This is a genomic window from Spiractinospora alimapuensis (genome assembly GCF_018437505.1).
Classification (GTDB): domain Bacteria; phylum Actinomycetota; class Actinomycetes; order Streptosporangiales; family Streptosporangiaceae; genus Spiractinospora; species Spiractinospora alimapuensis.
In genome coordinates this window covers 1,390,638-1,406,501 of sequence record NZ_CP072467.1, presented here as the reverse complement: position 1 = coordinate 1,406,501, position 15,864 = coordinate 1,390,638, and the positions used below count along the sequence as shown (strand labels likewise).

The 15,864-nt window shown below is 63.6% G+C and carries 10 protein-coding genes, 1 pseudogene and 1 CRISPR repeat array; all 11 genes and pseudogenes read left to right on the top strand.

Annotated elements, in window-relative coordinates; all coding sequences use genetic code 11:
* Positions 1-942 precede the first annotated feature (942 nt).
* The 11 genes and pseudogenes from J4H86_RS06490 (at position 943) to J4H86_RS06440 (ending at position 15,817) form a co-directional block, all read left to right on the top strand.
* Entirely contained in the window at positions 943-1,746 is an 804-nt protein-coding gene (locus J4H86_RS06490; protein ID WP_236542598.1) for a DUF2637 domain-containing protein, read from the top strand.
* A gap of 347 nt (positions 1,747-2,093) precedes the next feature.
* A CRISPR array of direct repeats spans positions 2,094-2,789; the repeat unit is 38 nt; unit sequence GGTGGCAGCCGCACTTCGGCGCGGCTGAGGATCGCAAC.
* Between the two features lie 235 nt (positions 2,790-3,024).
* Entirely contained in the window at positions 3,025-5,238 is a 2,214-nt protein-coding gene (cas3, locus tag J4H86_RS06485) for a CRISPR-associated helicase Cas3' (RefSeq protein WP_236542597.1), read from the top strand.
* On the top strand, positions 5,235-5,924 hold the full coding sequence (cas5c, locus tag J4H86_RS06480) for a type I-C CRISPR-associated protein Cas5c (protein WP_236542596.1): 690 nt from the start codon (positions 5,235-5,237) through the stop codon (positions 5,922-5,924). The genes cas3 and cas5c overlap by 4 nt, the downstream gene beginning before the upstream one ends.
* A gap of 4 nt (positions 5,925-5,928) precedes the next feature.
* The gene (gene cas8c / locus J4H86_RS06475; protein ID WP_236542595.1) at positions 5,929-7,734 is read left to right on the top strand and encodes a type I-C CRISPR-associated protein Cas8c/Csd1; all 1,806 of its coding nucleotides are present in this window, start codon (positions 5,929-5,931) and stop codon (positions 7,732-7,734) included.
* Positions 7,734-8,639 (top strand): type I-C CRISPR-associated protein Cas7/Csd2, encoded by a 906-nt coding sequence (cas7c, locus tag J4H86_RS06470; RefSeq protein ID WP_236542594.1) that lies wholly within the window; start codon positions 7,734-7,736, stop codon positions 8,637-8,639. The genes cas8c and cas7c overlap by 1 nt, the downstream gene beginning before the upstream one ends.
* Positions 8,626-9,270: a CRISPR-associated protein Cas4 gene (gene cas4 / locus J4H86_RS06465; RefSeq protein WP_236542593.1), complete on the top strand. Its 645-nt coding sequence runs from the start codon at positions 8,626-8,628 to the stop codon at positions 9,268-9,270. The genes cas7c and cas4 overlap by 14 nt, the downstream gene beginning before the upstream one ends.
* Positions 9,267-10,343, top strand: coding sequence for a type I-C CRISPR-associated endonuclease Cas1c (gene cas1c / locus J4H86_RS06460; protein WP_236542592.1), 1,077 nt, complete (start codon positions 9,267-9,269; stop codon positions 10,341-10,343). Before cas4 ends, cas1c begins: the two co-directional genes overlap by 4 nt.
* The gene (gene cas2 / locus J4H86_RS06455) at positions 10,343-10,633 is read left to right on the top strand and encodes a CRISPR-associated endonuclease Cas2 (protein ID WP_236542591.1); all 291 of its coding nucleotides are present in this window, start codon (positions 10,343-10,345) and stop codon (positions 10,631-10,633) included. Before cas1c ends, cas2 begins: the two co-directional genes overlap by 1 nt.
* Positions 10,634-11,026: 393 nt before the next feature.
* Positions 11,027-11,119: pseudogene (locus J4H86_RS06450) on the top strand (IS5/IS1182 family transposase); the annotation flags it as partial.
* A gap of 629 nt (positions 11,120-11,748) precedes the next feature.
* Entirely contained in the window at positions 11,749-12,939 is a 1,191-nt protein-coding gene (locus tag J4H86_RS06445; RefSeq protein WP_236542590.1) for a hypothetical protein, read from the top strand.
* Between the two features lie 769 nt (positions 12,940-13,708).
* Entirely contained in the window at positions 13,709-15,817 is a 2,109-nt protein-coding gene (locus J4H86_RS06440; RefSeq protein WP_236542589.1) for an SEL1-like repeat protein, read from the top strand.
* Positions 15,818-15,864 lie beyond the last annotated feature (47 nt).

The following is a 15,864-nucleotide window of genomic DNA, read 5'->3' as shown; positions in this document are numbered from 1 at the left end:
ATGGGGGCGCTGGCCCTCCGGTCGGTTCTTCTCAGGGGGGCGCCATGGCCGAGGTCCGCGTACGAAGTTTCCGCCCACAAACGGCACGAAAATCCACTCATGCGTGGATCAGGTCTACATTTAGGCTTGGTATTGGTCGGCCCTTTCGACCCAAACCACGTGGGGCGAGACTTCCGCTGCCCGGGCGAAGATCACGTTGACCGAGCGGGTATCGCCGCACGCGATTCAGGTCAACGCTTCTGGTCGGCGGTTCGTCAACGAGGCCAGCCACAACTACGCCTGGGCCTGCGCCGACCACGACACCGCGACGGGAGCCCGGCGAATCCGGCATTCGTGGTCGGCGAAGCTCAGTACCGCGCCGACCAGGTCCGCCTCGAAGGGCGGGTCCGTATTCGACGAACTGGCTCGGGTGTTTGGACTCACCGGGCCGGCCATGCTTGGGGCTGAGGGGCGCAGGCGGGCGAAAGCGGCTCCCGAAGGTCCGGAGGGGCGGGGGAGCGACTGGCGTCGTTCGTCGTCGAACTCACCCGTGTGAGCACTGCCATTGAGGGGCCGAAAGCACCCCCCGACACGAAAATGGTCTCCCAGACATCTCCCACGGTGGCTTCCGCCTTCCGTGGAGATCTCTGAGAGACCCATCGTGACCTGCGACTGCTTTGGTGGGCGATGCTGGATTCGAACCAGTGACCTCTACCGTGTCAAGGTAGTTCGGCGTCTCGGTCGACCTGGGTCGACGTACTGCGTCGCAGGTCAGGGGCCCTCGTTGGGAGCCGCTCGCAGTAGTTGAGCTCCGTTGAGCCGGGTTCTCGTCTCCATTTCGTCTCCACGCTTTCGGCGTCCGCGGGGCATCTCCAGGGTCGCCCGAGGCTCGTGTTCACGGTAGTACTCACCGGCGTTTGGCTCCCACGCGTGGTCGATGACCTATGAAGGGAGTCCAATCCCATGTCGAGTCCGGTGTTGCGCTGGACCACTATTGGCGCGGTGTTGCTGTTGGCCGGGATCGCGGCCGTCGTTTCCTACTCCCACATGTACGACCTGGCGCTGCGCCACGGTGAACCCGAATGGCGTGCTGCACTGTTTCCGTTGTCGGTGGACGGGATGGTGGTCGCGGCGTCGATGACGTTGCTTGCTGATGCCCGTCAGGGCCGGCGCGGGGGAGTGCTGCCGTGGAGCTTGCTGATCCTGGGCAGCCTGGCGTCGCTGGCGGCCAACGTCGCGGTGGCTGACCCGACGGTGTGGTCGCGGATCATTCACGCGTGGCCGTCGGTGGCGCTGATCGGGAGCTACGAGCTGTTGATGCGTCAGTTCCGCGGTGCGGCGTCCATTCGCGATGCACATGCAGTGCGTACGCAGACCAACGATGATCAGGCGAACGATGACCGTGCTGCTGGGGGTGCGGTTTCGGAGCCTGAGGGTGTTCTCGATCGGCCGGATCTCCGGGTTGTTCACGAACGCGGATGGTCATCGTCGAAGGAGAGCGTCGGGAGCGTGGCCACGGATAGTTCCTCGCCGCCCGAGCTTCAGTGCGAAGCGTGGGAGTGGGCTCTGGCGCACCGTCGCGAGGACGGATCACTGCCGACTGGGGAGGAGGTGGCCGAGCAGTTCGAACGCAAACCCCGCTGGGGCCGCCTCGTCAAACAACGAGGCGAGAGGGGGCTCCTGAATGGGTCCAACGGGAGAGCAGACGAGAACGCCGAGGATCAGGTAGTGAAGTCAGGTGTGCCAGGGGCCGGGGCAGTCGTGTGATCAGTCGAGCCCCCTCGATGTGACCAACTTTGTCCCCTGAAGGGAGGGACGAAAGCGACCATGCCATCAAGGTCACTGCGGGAATCTTTGCTGTGGTTCATCGATGCGGTGATCTTTGCGGCGTTGGAGAGAAAGGATGTCTAGAGCCGTTTCGTCAGGCAACATGGTCGGGAGATCGCGAGGGAGCAGGGCGAGAGACGCAAGGATGTGTCAGTGGCTTGAGAACCTGGAGTGCACAGTGAAACCCCGGGAGGTTCCGAACCCCGATTCGGACATCGGGCGCGTAATGGTCGCCCCTCGAGGCAATCCGCGACCCCACAAGTCGGTATCGTCCCTGATCAATCGCAGGTGGCAGCCGCACTTCGGCGCGGCTGAGGATCGCAACGCGTTCACCGCCACGGACCTAGTGGTGCACCAGATCGGTGGCAGCCGCACTTCGGCGCGGCTGAGGATCGCAACTCCACGGTGGGGATGGGCCAGGCGGTCCAGCGGCCGGTGGCAGCCGCACTTCGGCGCGGCTGAGGATCGCAACCCCCAGTGGTCAGACGTCTGCAGGTGGGTGGGGCTGAGGTGGCAGCCGCACTTCGGCGCGGCTGAGGATCGCAACGGTCCCGACGGCGAGACTCGGGACGACCGTGAGGAGGTGGCAGCCGCACTTCGGCGCGGCTGAGGATCGCAACGATGTCTCTCTCGGCATGCGGAGCACCGTAAAGGTCGTGGCAGCCGCACTTCGGCGCGGCTGAGGATCGCAACGTGGGGGGTGGGATGGCGCGCGGTGGTGTGGGTGGTGTGGCAGCCGCACTTCGGAGCGGCTGAGGATCGCAACTGAGTGGCCGCCACCACCGGCATACCCGCAGCACGGTGGCAGCCGCACTTCGGAGCGGCTGAGGATCGCAACGTCTACGCCGGGCTGGGGGCGCACGCCCCGGAGATGTGGCAGCCGCACTTCCGAGCGGCTGAGGATCGCAACGTGTTCGTGTTCCAGGAGAAGACCGCCCCGTATTTGGTGGCAGCCGTACTTCGGAGCGGCTGAGGATCGCAACACTGACGAGGGACGTCTCCTTGCCCACTTCAACGCCGTGGCAGCCGCACCTTGGACGCTGTCCTTCGAGTGGCGGAAGATCGGAAAGGCGACGGCCAAAGTCCCGCAGCCGCTCTCGGTGTCGCTCTTCGGAGCGGTCACCGGGGGCTGTTTGGCCGAGTTCGGCCAGGATTGGGGTATCGCCTCGGTATGTCGGTGCCGGCTCCTACTCTCATGCTCAACCGTGAGGGAGGGCCATGGCCGGTGATGAGCTGTATGCACACAGTGCGGATGGGGCTGGTGTGCGGCACCGGTTGGATGATCATCTGCGGGCGGTGGGTGATCGTGCGGGCGGCTTCGGCGAGGCGTTTAGGGCAGCGGAGACCGCGGGCTACTTGGGTTTGGTGCATGACGTCGGTAAGGGCTGGTGTGAGTGGCAGGACGGGCTGCGCCGGGTAGAGGGCACGAACCGGCCGGTGGGGCTGGATCACAAGGGCGCGGGTACCTGGTTGGCGCACCGTGCGGATCTGGGGGTGCTCGCCTCGGTTGTCGCGGGCCACCATGGCGGGTTGCCTGCTTTCTCGGAGCTTGGGCAAGACGTGCGGGCTATGGCGCAGGGGAGCGGCATGTCCTCGGCACAGGAGGCCATAGACCGGGTAGCCGCTGTGGTGCCGGAGATCCTGGAGGGCCCCGGTTTGCCGGGCTGGCTCACTGCGGACGGTGCCGACGCGCTCGTCGTCGATTCGCTGGTGCGGTTCGTGTTCAGCGCCGTGGTGGATGCCGATCATTTGGATACCGCGGCGCACTTCGATGGCGTTCCTCGGCAGGAGCATGGGGTGGCGATTGGTGGGCTGGTCGAGCGTTACGAGGAGGCGCTGAAGGCGCGGTTGGCGCGTCGGGTTTCGTCGCCGGTGGATGGGGACCGGGCGCGGGTGTACGAGCAAGCGGTGGCCGCGGCTCAGGGCCCGCAGGGTATCTATCGCTTGCCGGCGCCGACCGGGTCGGGAAAGACGTTCGCCGCGGGGGGCTTCGGTCTGCATCATGCCCGTGTTCATGGGTTGCGGCGGGTCATTGTCGCCGTCCCCTACCTGTCGATCACCGAGCAGAACGCGGCGGAGTATCGGCGGTTGCTGGAGGGCCCCGGGGAGCCCGAGGTGGTGCTGGAGCACCACAGCGGGGTCGACCTGGACGCGACGTCCAAGAGTGCTGGCGGCCGGTGGGCCCGTTTGGCCGCTGAGAACTGGGACGCCCCGTTCATCGTGACCACGACGGTCCGGCTGTTCGAGTCTCTGTTTGGCCGGCGTCCCGCGGCCATGCGGCGTGTGCATCGACTCGCGGGCTCGGTGATCGTGCTGGATGAGGTTCAGGCTCTTCCGGATCGGTTGTTGGTGCCGATCATGTCGATGTTGCGGACGTTGACCGACCACTTCGGTGTGACCGTCCTGCTCGCGTCGGCGACACAACCAACGTTCTTCGAGCTGAGCCCACTGCGGGATCTGGCGGCCCGCGAGGTCATCGCCGACCCTAAGCCCCTCTACACCCGGCTGCAGCGGGTGAACTATGAGTGGTGGCTGAATCCGGCTCCGAGTCGGGAGGAGCTCGCCGAGGAAGTGGCAGAGTGTCGAGCATCCCTGACGGTGTGCAACACCACGGCTCAGGCGCGTGAGTTGCACGCATTGGTGGCGCAGCGGCGGGACGAGTCGGCGGGGCCGGTACTGCACCTGTCCACCCGTATGGTGGCCCGGCACCGCCGAGAGACCGTGCGGTACGTCAGTGAGCTCAACGCAGCCGGATCACCGGTGGCCGTGGTCAGTACCCAGTTGGTCGAGGCCGGAGTCGATCTGGATTTCCCCGTGGTGTTCCGCGCCTTCGCCACAGCCGAGGCGATGCAGCAGGCGGCGGGGCGCTGTAACCGCTCCGGACGGCTGGAACGCGGCCGCGTCGTGGTGTTCGAGCTAGCCGACGGGGACGGGGGAGCGTCGTCCGGCGGGGGCGAGTTCATATACGGGGCCGCCCTGGCCGCCACGCGAATGTTCTTCGGCCCGGGGAAAGCCACGCCAGACGATCTGGACGCCTTGGACACCTATTACCGGGAACGGTTCAAGCTCACCGACACCGAGAACGACGGGGAAAAGATCCAGGACGCCCGGAGGGAGTGGAACTTTCCCGAGGTGACCAACCTCTTCCGGATGATCAAGGAAGAGACAGTTCCGGTCGTGGCCATCCCTCCGCAATACGAAGCAGAGCGCGAGCGCATCCAGGAGGTGCTGGCGCTTCTGCGCGGGGGCGTTCCCGGTGGAGGGCTGCTGCGCGAACTGCGCCCGTACATGGCGACCTTGCCAAAGAGCCTGGCCTTCGACAAGGCGTCGGGCCTCCTGGCACCCGTCGTCGGCGACTTGCACGAGTGGCTTGGCGATTACGACGAGCGGCGCGGCATCGAGATCTCCGACAGTGAGGAGTATGTGTTTTGAGTGCACAACACGAGGGCGACACACCTCCTCTGGTAGTGGAGGTCGAGGGTCCCTACGCCTGCTTCACCCGCCCCGAGTTCAAGACGGAGCGGTTCAGCTACCCCGTCATGACGCCGTCGGCGGCCAAGGGATTGCTGGAAGCGATCTTCTGGAAACCAGAGTTCCAATACGTGATCGAGCGGATCGAGGTACTCACACCCATCCGTTGGTTCTCGGTACGCCGCAACGAGGTCACCGATACGGTCTCCTCGGAGTGGGTGCGCCGTGCGATGGCAGACACCTCGGTGCGCTTCGACGCCGAGACCAAGCGCGACCAGCGCATGATGACGGGTCTGCGTGAGGTGGCCTACCGCATCACGGCGCAGGTGCGGATGCAGCCGCACGCTGATGCCCCGCCGGCCAAGTACCGGGATCAGTTCCGCCGCCGGGTGGAGCGCGGCGCCTGCTTCTCCCAGCCGTTCTTGGGCACTCGAGAGTTCTCCGCGTCCTTCACTCCGCGAACAGAGCGACCTCCCATCGCCAGCAGTGAGGATTTCGGCGCGATGCTGCACAGTATCGACTACTCCGGTGGTCAGGAGACCTACCGCTGGTTCCACGCGCGAATGGATTCGGGAGTGATGACTATCCCCGAGCGAGGGGCGGAGCTCCCCGGAGCCGCGTCGTCGCGCACCGGCGGCAGGGAGTGAACGCGTGCTACTTAAGGCCCTGGCCGACTACGCCCCCCATGTGAACGGACTTCCTCCCGCCAACTATCGCCCCCGCACAGTGCGCTGGTGCATCTCCCTCGACGAGGACGGCTTCCTCCTCGATGTCGACGGCGACGGAAACCCCAGTGTGAGTGACCTGGCCGATACCCAGCGCAAGAACGGGATCACACTCGACGCTCCCTACGTCTACCGGTCAGGGGCAAAGCCCCCACCGACCTTGTTGGTGGACACCCTGGAGTACGTCCTGGGGATGCCGAAACAGGACACGGAGAAGGCGGAAGACGAGGCCGCGCGGCGCAACGAGGCCTACATCGAGCTCTTGCAGCAGTGGGCTCAGACCGTTCCCTCCGACCCCGCGGCCCACGCCGTCCTGAACTTCTTCACCAGCGGCCGTCATCGCGCGCTGAGTGTGCCCCAACAGGCAAAGTCCTCCCACTTGGTCGCCGTGAACGTCGCGGGGCGCCCCTGGCCGCACCTGGACGAGGCCGCGCAGCAGTGCTGGGCCGGCGTGGTCGCCACCCGCAAGACGGGACGCGCCGGAAGGGGAACCTGCCTGTCATGCGGGGAAGAACGCCCGCTGTTGAACTCGTTGCCGGAGTCAGTCAAGGCCGGAGCGATCCCCGTACCCAGCACCGCACAGGCGCGCGACGCCCAACTGGTCTCGGTGAACAAGCCCGCGCAAGGCCGCGGAGGCCGCATCCAGTTGGACGACATTCCGCTGTGCGAGGTGTGCGGGGCCCGCTCCACCGCGGTTCTCAACGCGCTGCTGAGCGATACCGATCACCGTTACCGCGGGCAGGACTCCGTTACCGTGTGGTGGCTGAAGGACCCCCAGCCCGTGCCGCTGCTTGGTTCACTGCTCACGGCGGATGCCGAGGACATCGCCGCGGTCTACGCGGAACTCCACAAAGCTCGCCGTCACGGCCCGGTCACCACCGGCCTGGAGACCAACACCTTCCACGCGGTCACGCTCTCGGCCCACCAGAGCCGGGTCGCCGTGCGCGACTGGATCAACGTACCCCTGGACCAGGCGCTGGAGCGGATCACCCAGTGGTTCGACGACCATGAGATCACCGACTGGCACTCCGACACCCCACGCAAGGCGCCGCTGTGGCTCCTCGCCCGCTGCCTGGGGCGTGGACAGGACACCGCGGACGGATGGCGTTACATCGCTGACAGCGAACCCGCTCGCGCCTCGCGTGACCTGCTGCATGCCGCACTGCGGGGCGCTACCCCCACACCCGTCCTGCTACATCGCCTCAACCAGCGCATCGGCGCCGACGGACGCATCGACCATCCCAGGGCCGCCCTGCTGCGCCTGCTCTACAACCGCATATTCGCCACCGACGACGGAAGGGTCCACGCGGTGCTCAACGAAGAGAGAACAGACCCCGCCTATGTGGCCGGGCGACTATTCGCGGTTCTGGAATCCCTGCAGTACCGCGCCCTGCGCGACCCGAAGACGAAGAAGGGCCCCAACGCCACCATCGCGGACAAGGTGCTGTCGGCGGCGAAGGCGACACCCCGAGCCCGCATGGAGCCACTGCTGGACAAGTCCCAGGCTCACCTGCGTCGCCTGCGCAACACCGACAACCGCAAAGACGAGGCGGCCGGCCGCGCATACTTCGACACGATCTGCCGCCTACACGACCTACTCGACCAACCTCTGCCCAGCACGCTGGACCAGGAAGGTCAATCCCTCTTCAGCCTCGGCTACTACCAGCAGCACTCCCACGACCACCGTCAGCGCCGCAACGCGACGCCGCCCCAACAGGACGAAGGACAGTGATGAGCGAACCCCACCTCGACCCCACCCGTAAGCACGACTTCGTGTTCCTGTTCGACGTGCGCGACGGCAACCCCAACGGCGACCCCGACAGTGGTGGCGCTCCACGCACTGACCCGGATACCGGACAGGGCTTGGTCACCGACGTCGCGATCAAACGCAAAATCCGTAACACCATCGCCCTGCTCAAAGAAGGAGAACCCGGCTTCGACATCTACGTCGAAGCGGGGGTCGCGCTCAACACCCAGCACGAACGCGCCTACACCGCCCTCAACCTCCAAGGTGACAAGAAGGACAAGAAGCAGACCGCGGAGAATCAGCCCAGAGCACGAGACTGGATGTGCGCCACCTTCTTCGACGTACGCATGTTCGGCGCCGTCATGTCGACCGGTGACAAGCCCGCGGGCCGGGTCCAAGGCCCGCTACAGCTCACCTTCTCCCGATCGATCAGCCCGATCCTGGGCCTCGAACACGGCATCACCCGTATCACCCAGACCAGAGCCGGAGACGTGGAGCAGGGCGAAACCACGGAGATGGGCAACAAGCACACCGTGCCCTACGGGCTCTACCGCGGCATCGGCCACTTCAGCGCCCCGCTGGCCGCCAAGACCGGAGTCACCACCGCCGACCTGGACGCCCTCTGGCAGGCCATAACCATGATGTTCGAACACGACCGTTCGGCCTCACGCGGCGAGATGGCACTACGCGGCCTCTACGTCTTCTCCCACGACAACGCATTCGGCAAAGCCCCCGCCCACCAACTCACCGACCTCGTGCAGGTCGTCCCCAACGAACACAGCACCCCCATCCGCGCATTCACCGACTACCAAGTCACAGTCGACCAGAGCCAGCTTCCCCCCGGCGTCACCATGACCACCCTCACAGGCGCCCCCGATGGCCAACAATGAACCGCTGACCCCGGTCACCCTGTCCTCCCTGGAGCACTACGCCTACTGTCCACGCCAGTCCGGGCTGATCCTGCTGGAAGACGGATACACCGATGACGCCGCGACCACCCGCGGCACCCTCATGCACCGCAAGGTCCACGAACCCGGCACCGAGACCCGCGGCACCACGCGAACGCTGCGCGCGCTGCCCGTATGGTCCGACCGCCACGGCCTGCAAGGGGTATGCGACGTCGTTGAAGTCCACAACGACGGCCGGATCGTCCCCGTCGAACACAAGTCGGGCACACACCACCCCGGCGGCCCCAGCGACCTCCAAGTCGCCGGTCAAGCCATGTGCCTCGAAGAAATGTGGAAGACCCGCATCGACACGGCGCTCATCTACGCCGGAGCCGACCGGCGACGCCACACCGTTGCCGTCGACCAGGCACTACGCGACCGAGTCCTGACCACCGCTCAAGCCGTGCGCGCCATGCTCCACGACCTCCACCTGCCCCACCCAGCCGCCGACCAACGCTGCCGCCGCTGCTCCATGAACACCATGTGCATGCCCAAACTCCTCGCCGGCCAGCGTTCCTACACCCAGGCTGTGGCGCGGCTGCACGAGCCCTATCCAGAAGCCGATCTTCCATGACCGAACTCCTCAACAGTCTCTACATCCAAACCCCCGGCGCCAGTCTCCACCTGGAACACGACGCGGTGCGGGTGCGCATCCCCGACGACGACCAACGCCGCACCCTCCCCCTACGCCGCCTCGACGCAATCGTGGTCTACGGCCATGTCCACCTCAGCACCGAACTGCTGTCGCGCTGCGCCGACGACGGACGCGATGTGGTGTGGATGAGCGCCGGCGGCCGCTTCCGCTCCCGACTCCAAGGACCAGTGCGCGGCAACGTCCTTCTGCGTCACGCACAGCACCTCACCCACGCCGACCTCGCCGCGCGCCTACGCATCGCCCGGAGCATCATCGCCGGCAAGATTCAGAACTCCCGCCAAATCCTCCTCAAAGGCGCCCGCGACACCAACACCGCAACCACCAAGACCGAGCTCCGCGACAAGGCCGCCACCTGCGCCGACTACCTCGCCGAGTCGCAACAGGCCACGGACCTCGACCAGCTCATGGGCTGGGAAGGAAAGACCGCCGAGGTCTACTACACGGGACTCGCCCTACTCCTCAACCCCAACAACGACACCGGCCCCCTTGTCGGCCGCAGCCGCCGCCCGCCCCGCGATCCCGTGAACTCCTTACTGTCCTTCCTCTACGGACTAACCCGCAGCCACGCACACGGCGCACTCGAACAAGTCGGGCTCGACCCCTACGTCGGTTTCCTCCACGGCATACGCCCCGGAAAACCCTCCCTCGCGCTCGACCTCATGGAAGAGTTCCGCCCCGTCCTCGCCGACCGCCTCGCGGTGACCCTCCTTAACCGCAAACAAATCCGCGCCGAACACTTCGAATACCAACCACCAGCACAGGAGGCCGACACCGTCGCCCCGGCCGGCGATCACGAGCGAGCAGTACACCTCACTGAAGACGGCCGCAAGATCGTGCTGAGCGAGTGGCAACAGTGGAAGCAACGCCAATGGCGACACAAACAACTCAAGCGCGACGTCCCCGCCGCGCTGCTCCCCGTCGTACAGTCCCGAATCCTCGCCCGACACCTCCGCGGAGAACTCCCCGACTATCTGCCGTGGAGCCCAACCTGATGCACATCCTGCTCACCTACGACGTCAACACCACCACACCCGAAGGCCAGCGCCGACTCCGCCACGTCGCCAAACTCTGCGAAGGCTACGGCCAACGAGTACAGCAATCCGTGTTCGAGATCGTCACCGACCAGGCCGGACTACTCACCCTCCTCGACCACATCACCCGCACCATCGCCGACGACGAAGACAACATCCGCGTCTACCGCCTCCCAGCCGAAGGCTTCACCAAAGTTCAGACCCTCGGAAAGGCCGGACTCATCCCACACAACGACCCACTCATCATGTAGAAGCCCCCCAGCTTGGGAACCACAAGCACACACCAGAACCCCGAGAGGTTCCCAACCAGAAAACAGACAAAGAAGGACAATGAGACAGGCCCTGAGAACCCAAACCCCACCCCAACACGCAGAACCACCACCTCAGGCGCGTGGCAGCCGCCCCCAACGGCGGCTGAGGATCGCAACCGCCGTCCACGAGGAAACCACTGCCGGGCCCGGCCAAGTGGCAGCCGCCCCCAACGGCGGCTGAGGATCGCAACGTGCGGTGGGAGGACGAGCAAGTCGCCGCGAAGACGGTGGTAGCCGCCCCCAACGGCGGCTGAGGATCGCAACGTCGAGGTCGGGCGCTCCGGCTCCGCCTGACGGGAGTGGCAGAGGCCCCCAACGGCGGCTGAGGATTGCCGATGGCTCCACGGACGCGGAATTATCCTCCGCCTGGCGCGCAAGGGCGCCGAATCCTCGAAGAGGGTGGGGCGACCCTGGCAGGTCGAACGCGCCTCCAGCTCGGTAGAAGTTCCCATGCTACGGCTCTGGGGCCTGAGGTATTCAGTGGAAATCCGCCTTTGCGGCATCACTATGGGATATAGCCGTAGTGCCATGAGATTCAGTTAAAGCGAATATCGCATTTCAGTTTCACTTGAGATTCAGCCCCGAGATCGCAACGCATGACTGAAGGTCGAGATTAGTTCCGCGCACAAGGAAAACGAAGCCACTCGCACACCATGACATTCGCGACACACTGTGGTGGATCTTGTGCAGTCCGAGCGAGCATCGAACATGCTACATCCACAGATAGCAATATGACCTAACCGTGCGTTAGACGCCGAGATCAAGTGGGGCCATTCCGAACTCCCTGGACTCAGGATCACAATTGGGTCTTCAGGCATTCAAGGAATCATGCGACACTTCATGCGTCCTGGAGCATAACAAGAGTTGGAGCTAGATTGCGACGCATACTGTCCATCCCCCTCGTCGCTACCCTAGGTGCGGCCGTCTTAACCTACGCCCCGCCAGCCGCAGCCGAGTCTGACTCTGGATACATTGAAGAATTCTCAGTTGATCGAACATCTAGTTCAGTTCGTATTTCGTGGCCGGAAATTGATGGGGCGGTGGAGTACGTCGCCGTGGACGAGGTGCCCAAGCCGGGAAACAGAGATTCACGAGGAGAACCTCTATACCGGGGCAGCGAAGCAGCTCTAGAGATCTCCCAACTCACAGAAAGCGAACCACTCAGGATGCGCATACTCGCACTAGACGAAAACGAGACGATCCTAAAACGCAGCATGGTCAGAACGACGGCCACGGACGATCATGAGTATCCGTCACTTACTTGGATCACCGACGGCGACAATTTTGATTTTCGGATAGATGAGCTGGAAAACCAAGAAATCGCCTCGACCAGTGAATCCATGAACGTGACCTGGACTCGGGGGGATATCCCTTCGGTGACAGATGGCTCTATAGAGTCTCGCATTTCAACGACTCCCAACGCAGATTTCATTAATCTCAGCGTGGGAGATCCTCGAGTTCTCAATGACCCGGGTCCACATGCACTCGAACAAGACAGCTCACTTCAAGATCTTCCCGTGCTGAGCTGGCGCATTGAGAATCCAGGCATAGAACCGGTAGAGACAGAGTCCGGCGACCTTCAGCAGGAATTTGAAGCCATTTCGAACAATATGAACGCGGAGGTCAGTTTTCAGGGATTCAGTTGGCGGGCGTTCATTGCCGAGGAGTACGTCCAAGCGACATTCCCTTGTGGAGGAACATCCCCGGGAGAACATCGGTTTGGTGGAGACAATAGAGACTTCCGACCAGAAGCGGTCATGCCGCCCTCTCGAGTAGGCGCCGGATTTAATTTCTATTTCGACAATCAGTCCGTATTGGAAAGGTATCAGATTCAGGAAACTCGACTATATCGCTGGGAGGACGGAGGTGCCGTACTGCTGGGGTCAGAACGAGCCCCAGTGTCGGATATCCAACTTTCAGGAACGTCCATAAATCAGAATGCGGGGCGAGGTGTAATAAGCATTGCGAGCTCCAACCCGCTGTGTCACATTTTGGGATTCTTTGATGCTCCCGACATCAATATCGATGTCGACGTGGAGCTATTTCGGGATGGCACAGTGTATGCTAGCGGGCGTTTCGATCGCGCCCCTCACCACGAAGCCTACGTTCACACTTTTTACGCTGACCACCCCAGGTCTATTCAATGCCTCGTTCAAAGAGAAAACTCTGGGTTCCACCTTCTGCCGTTCCCCGGCATTCCGTTCGACTTTCACCCAGGCCCAGGCGGGGAGCCGGCGACATGTTAGCATCGGCGGCAGCGTCGTGTACTTCTGATTGGAGCTAGGATTCTTAGAGAGCAAGTGGTGCCTGTGGTGAGGCGGCGTGCCGTTTTCATCACAGGCAGTACAATTTATATTACGACACTTTGTGGATTCCTCCTCAGGCTCGATGGTTCCTCTTTTCTGACAGCATCAGGTGCGGCGCTCCAGGTCGTGGGTGCACTGGTGTTCTCTGCCGTTTATACACTGACCTTAACGTCGGTTGGCCATGTGCTTCGATGGAGATTGGGCGTAATCGTTGCGGGTAACATGCTTCTGGGGTGGGCGTCGGCTTTCGCATTCTTTGCATTGTGGGCTGGGGATCTCGATGCCGTGGTCTCAACGCTCGTGCCCATTACCTTTGGGGCGCTAATATATGGCACCCCCTTTGGGGTGCTTCTTAATGTGGTGTTCATGGCTGCGCTATACGTTTCTCGGTTCAGGGTTAGCGGTGTGGTCGTCGGTGTGCTCTGTGTGTGTCTCTCGGTTGGATATTTGGGTTCCGCGTTGATCTTGCTCGATCTGTATTGATCCCGTATTCGGTGTGAATTCGCATGGGCTCTGTGTTCGGTTCCCTCTTCTGTGTCGGTTCGCTCATCTGGTTTCGTCGTTGACCTTGTCTGGATATCCGCACCTGGCGTGGGCTGAAGTTCGTCGTCGCACCGAACGGTGTTATGCCCAGTCGTCAAGCCGTTGACTGCTCGGGCTGGACGCGGTCCGGTTCGTGTCGGGACGTGGTTCGCGGCAGAATCACGGCATGCGTGGTCGATGGATCGTTCTGCGGGTGATGGTGGTTCTCGCGTGTGGGGCTGCGCTGACGTTGGGGGCTGTCGGGTTCGGTGTGGAGCGGTTGCCGTGGACGGCCGTGGAGCGGGGATCCTGGATCGCGGGGGTTGCTCTGGCGGCAGCGACCGCGGTGGCGTGGGTGCTGAGATCGGGTGGCTCATCAGCGCCTGGCTGGGTGACGAAGGCTCCGCGGGTGTCGGTGCGTGTGCTGGCCCGGACCTCGCCTGCGATGGATGTGTCCATCCCGTTCATCCGGAGGGAATCGAGGTTCAGGGTTAGCGAGGAGCTTCGCGCGGCGGACGAACGCTTCCATTACGGTGTCGTGGTGACCGGGAGGTCAAAGGCTGGCAAGTCGCGGCTGCTGGCCGAGGTCCTGGCAAATCAGATGGGGGAACGATTCGCGCTTCAGCCTCCCGAGGACGCCGACCTTCGCCTCCTCGCCGAATGGCTCACGAAGCAACCGCGCTGGCGGCGGCGTCGAGGGTGGGTCCTGTGGTTGGACGATCTCGACCGCCGTCTGCCTCATGCCGGGCTTGACCCAGCAACGCTGCATGAGCTACGCGAACGCAATGTGATCGTCGCCGCGACCATGCGCATCGACCCGTTCAATGCGCTGAGACCGCCCGCCGCGGAGGCCGAGAGAGACCAGCTCGGGTACCCGGTCCTGGACGCCCTGACACCGGTCCCGCTGTCCAGGGGCTGGACCTCGGACGAACGCCGAAGCGCGGCGGACTCCGGAGACCCGCGACTGGTCGATGCCAGCACCGACCCGGAACGGTGTGTCGCCGTGCGCCTCGCATCCGGCCCGGAACTCCAGCACCGATTCGACGACGGTGCGGACGGCCACGTGCTCGGGTATCACACGGTGAAGCTCCTCATTCACCTTGACGGTACGGGACTCTCCAGCCCGCAATCCCGACACGACATCCAGCGGCTGGCACGGAAGACCCTTCCTCCGCCACCACCTCTCGCGGAAACCGATGATGAGGCCTGGGCTTGGGCGACCACACCCACAGTCGGCACGCATGGTCTGCTCATCCCGACCGATCACGACGGCGAACGATGGCGAGCGTTCGACTACCTCACCACAGACGAACCGATCCCTGACGATGTGTGGGACGCCGCGATCGAACTCGCGGACCCCAGCGAGCTCAACCAGATCGCATGGACCGCGTTCAGCGCTCGCCTGTTGGGGCACGCCGAATCAGCCGTCCGCAAGTCGATCAAGGATGATGAACGCCCGAAGCCGATGCTCCTCCTGGGGGTCATCCTGCGTGAGCAGGCAAATGCCCACGAGAAAGACAAAGTCAGCGAGGCCGAGCGCTGGCTCCGGAAAGCTGCGGAGTGCCTTCACCCCGGTTCGATGACCGCGTTCGGAAACTTCCTGTACGAATCCGGCCGCACACAGCAAGCCGAGTATTGGTGGCAACGCGCCATCCACGCAGGAGTCCCTCAGGCAATGACTGCGTGGGCCATTTCCCGAATCGATCTCGGCCAATTACACCAATCCAAATTGTGGCTAAACAAAGCCGTGGAAGCTGGTGACACGTTCGCCATAAGACCTCGATCCAATACATCCCCACTTCCATGCACGGATGAGTCCGGGCATTACATCAGATCACTCCTCGGAAAACGCGTACTGGGCCACAGTGCGGACGCAATCGCGAGGCGCCTCATAGCCCTCGGAATGCCACTGGAGGCAGAGGTATTACTCCGCACTGCCCTCGCAATAAACTCAGCCGGCACGCACACACGAACTTATCTCGGATTCGCGTTAAGAATTCGCGGAAATATCGATGAAAGCGCCTGCTGGTTTCGAGACGCCGCTTATTCCGGTGAACCAGTGGCCATGCACCTGTGCGGTAAATTTCTCTACATCACCCACCAACGGGAGGGTGAGTATTGGATACGAGAAGCGGCTGAAAAGCACGCGCTCCCTGACGCCATGGTCACCCTCGGAGCCGTACTGATCGAATCGGCACGAATGGACGAAGGGGCGGAATGGCTGCGCGAAGCGGCGCGGAACCATCATCCACACGCGCTACCCCTACTCGGCCGACTCGTCTACGGAATCGGATGAGTGGCCCAAACCTACGTTCAACCACTCTTACTGACTCAGCTACTGGC

Excerpts from the sequence above, each read along its gene's own strand:
- J4H86_RS06490 (WP_236542598.1), top strand. The coding sequence starts at position 943 with ATGTCGAGTCCGGTGTTGCGCTGGACCACTATTGGCGCGGTGTTGCTG.
- cas3 (WP_236542597.1), top strand. The coding sequence starts at position 3,025 with ATGGCCGGTGATGAGCTGTATGCACACAGTGCGGATGGGGCTGGTGTG.
- cas7c (WP_236542594.1), top strand. The coding sequence starts at position 7,734 with ATGAGCGAACCCCACCTCGACCCCACCCGTAAGCACGACTTCGTGTTC.
- cas4 (WP_236542593.1), top strand. The coding sequence starts at position 8,626 with ATGGCCAACAATGAACCGCTGACCCCGGTCACCCTGTCCTCCCTGGAG.
- cas1c (WP_236542592.1), top strand. The coding sequence starts at position 9,267 with ATGACCGAACTCCTCAACAGTCTCTACATCCAAACCCCCGGCGCCAGT.
- cas2 (WP_236542591.1), top strand. The coding sequence starts at position 10,343 with ATGCACATCCTGCTCACCTACGACGTCAACACCACCACACCCGAAGGC.
- J4H86_RS06440 (WP_236542589.1), top strand. The coding sequence starts at position 13,709 with ATGCGTGGTCGATGGATCGTTCTGCGGGTGATGGTGGTTCTCGCGTGT.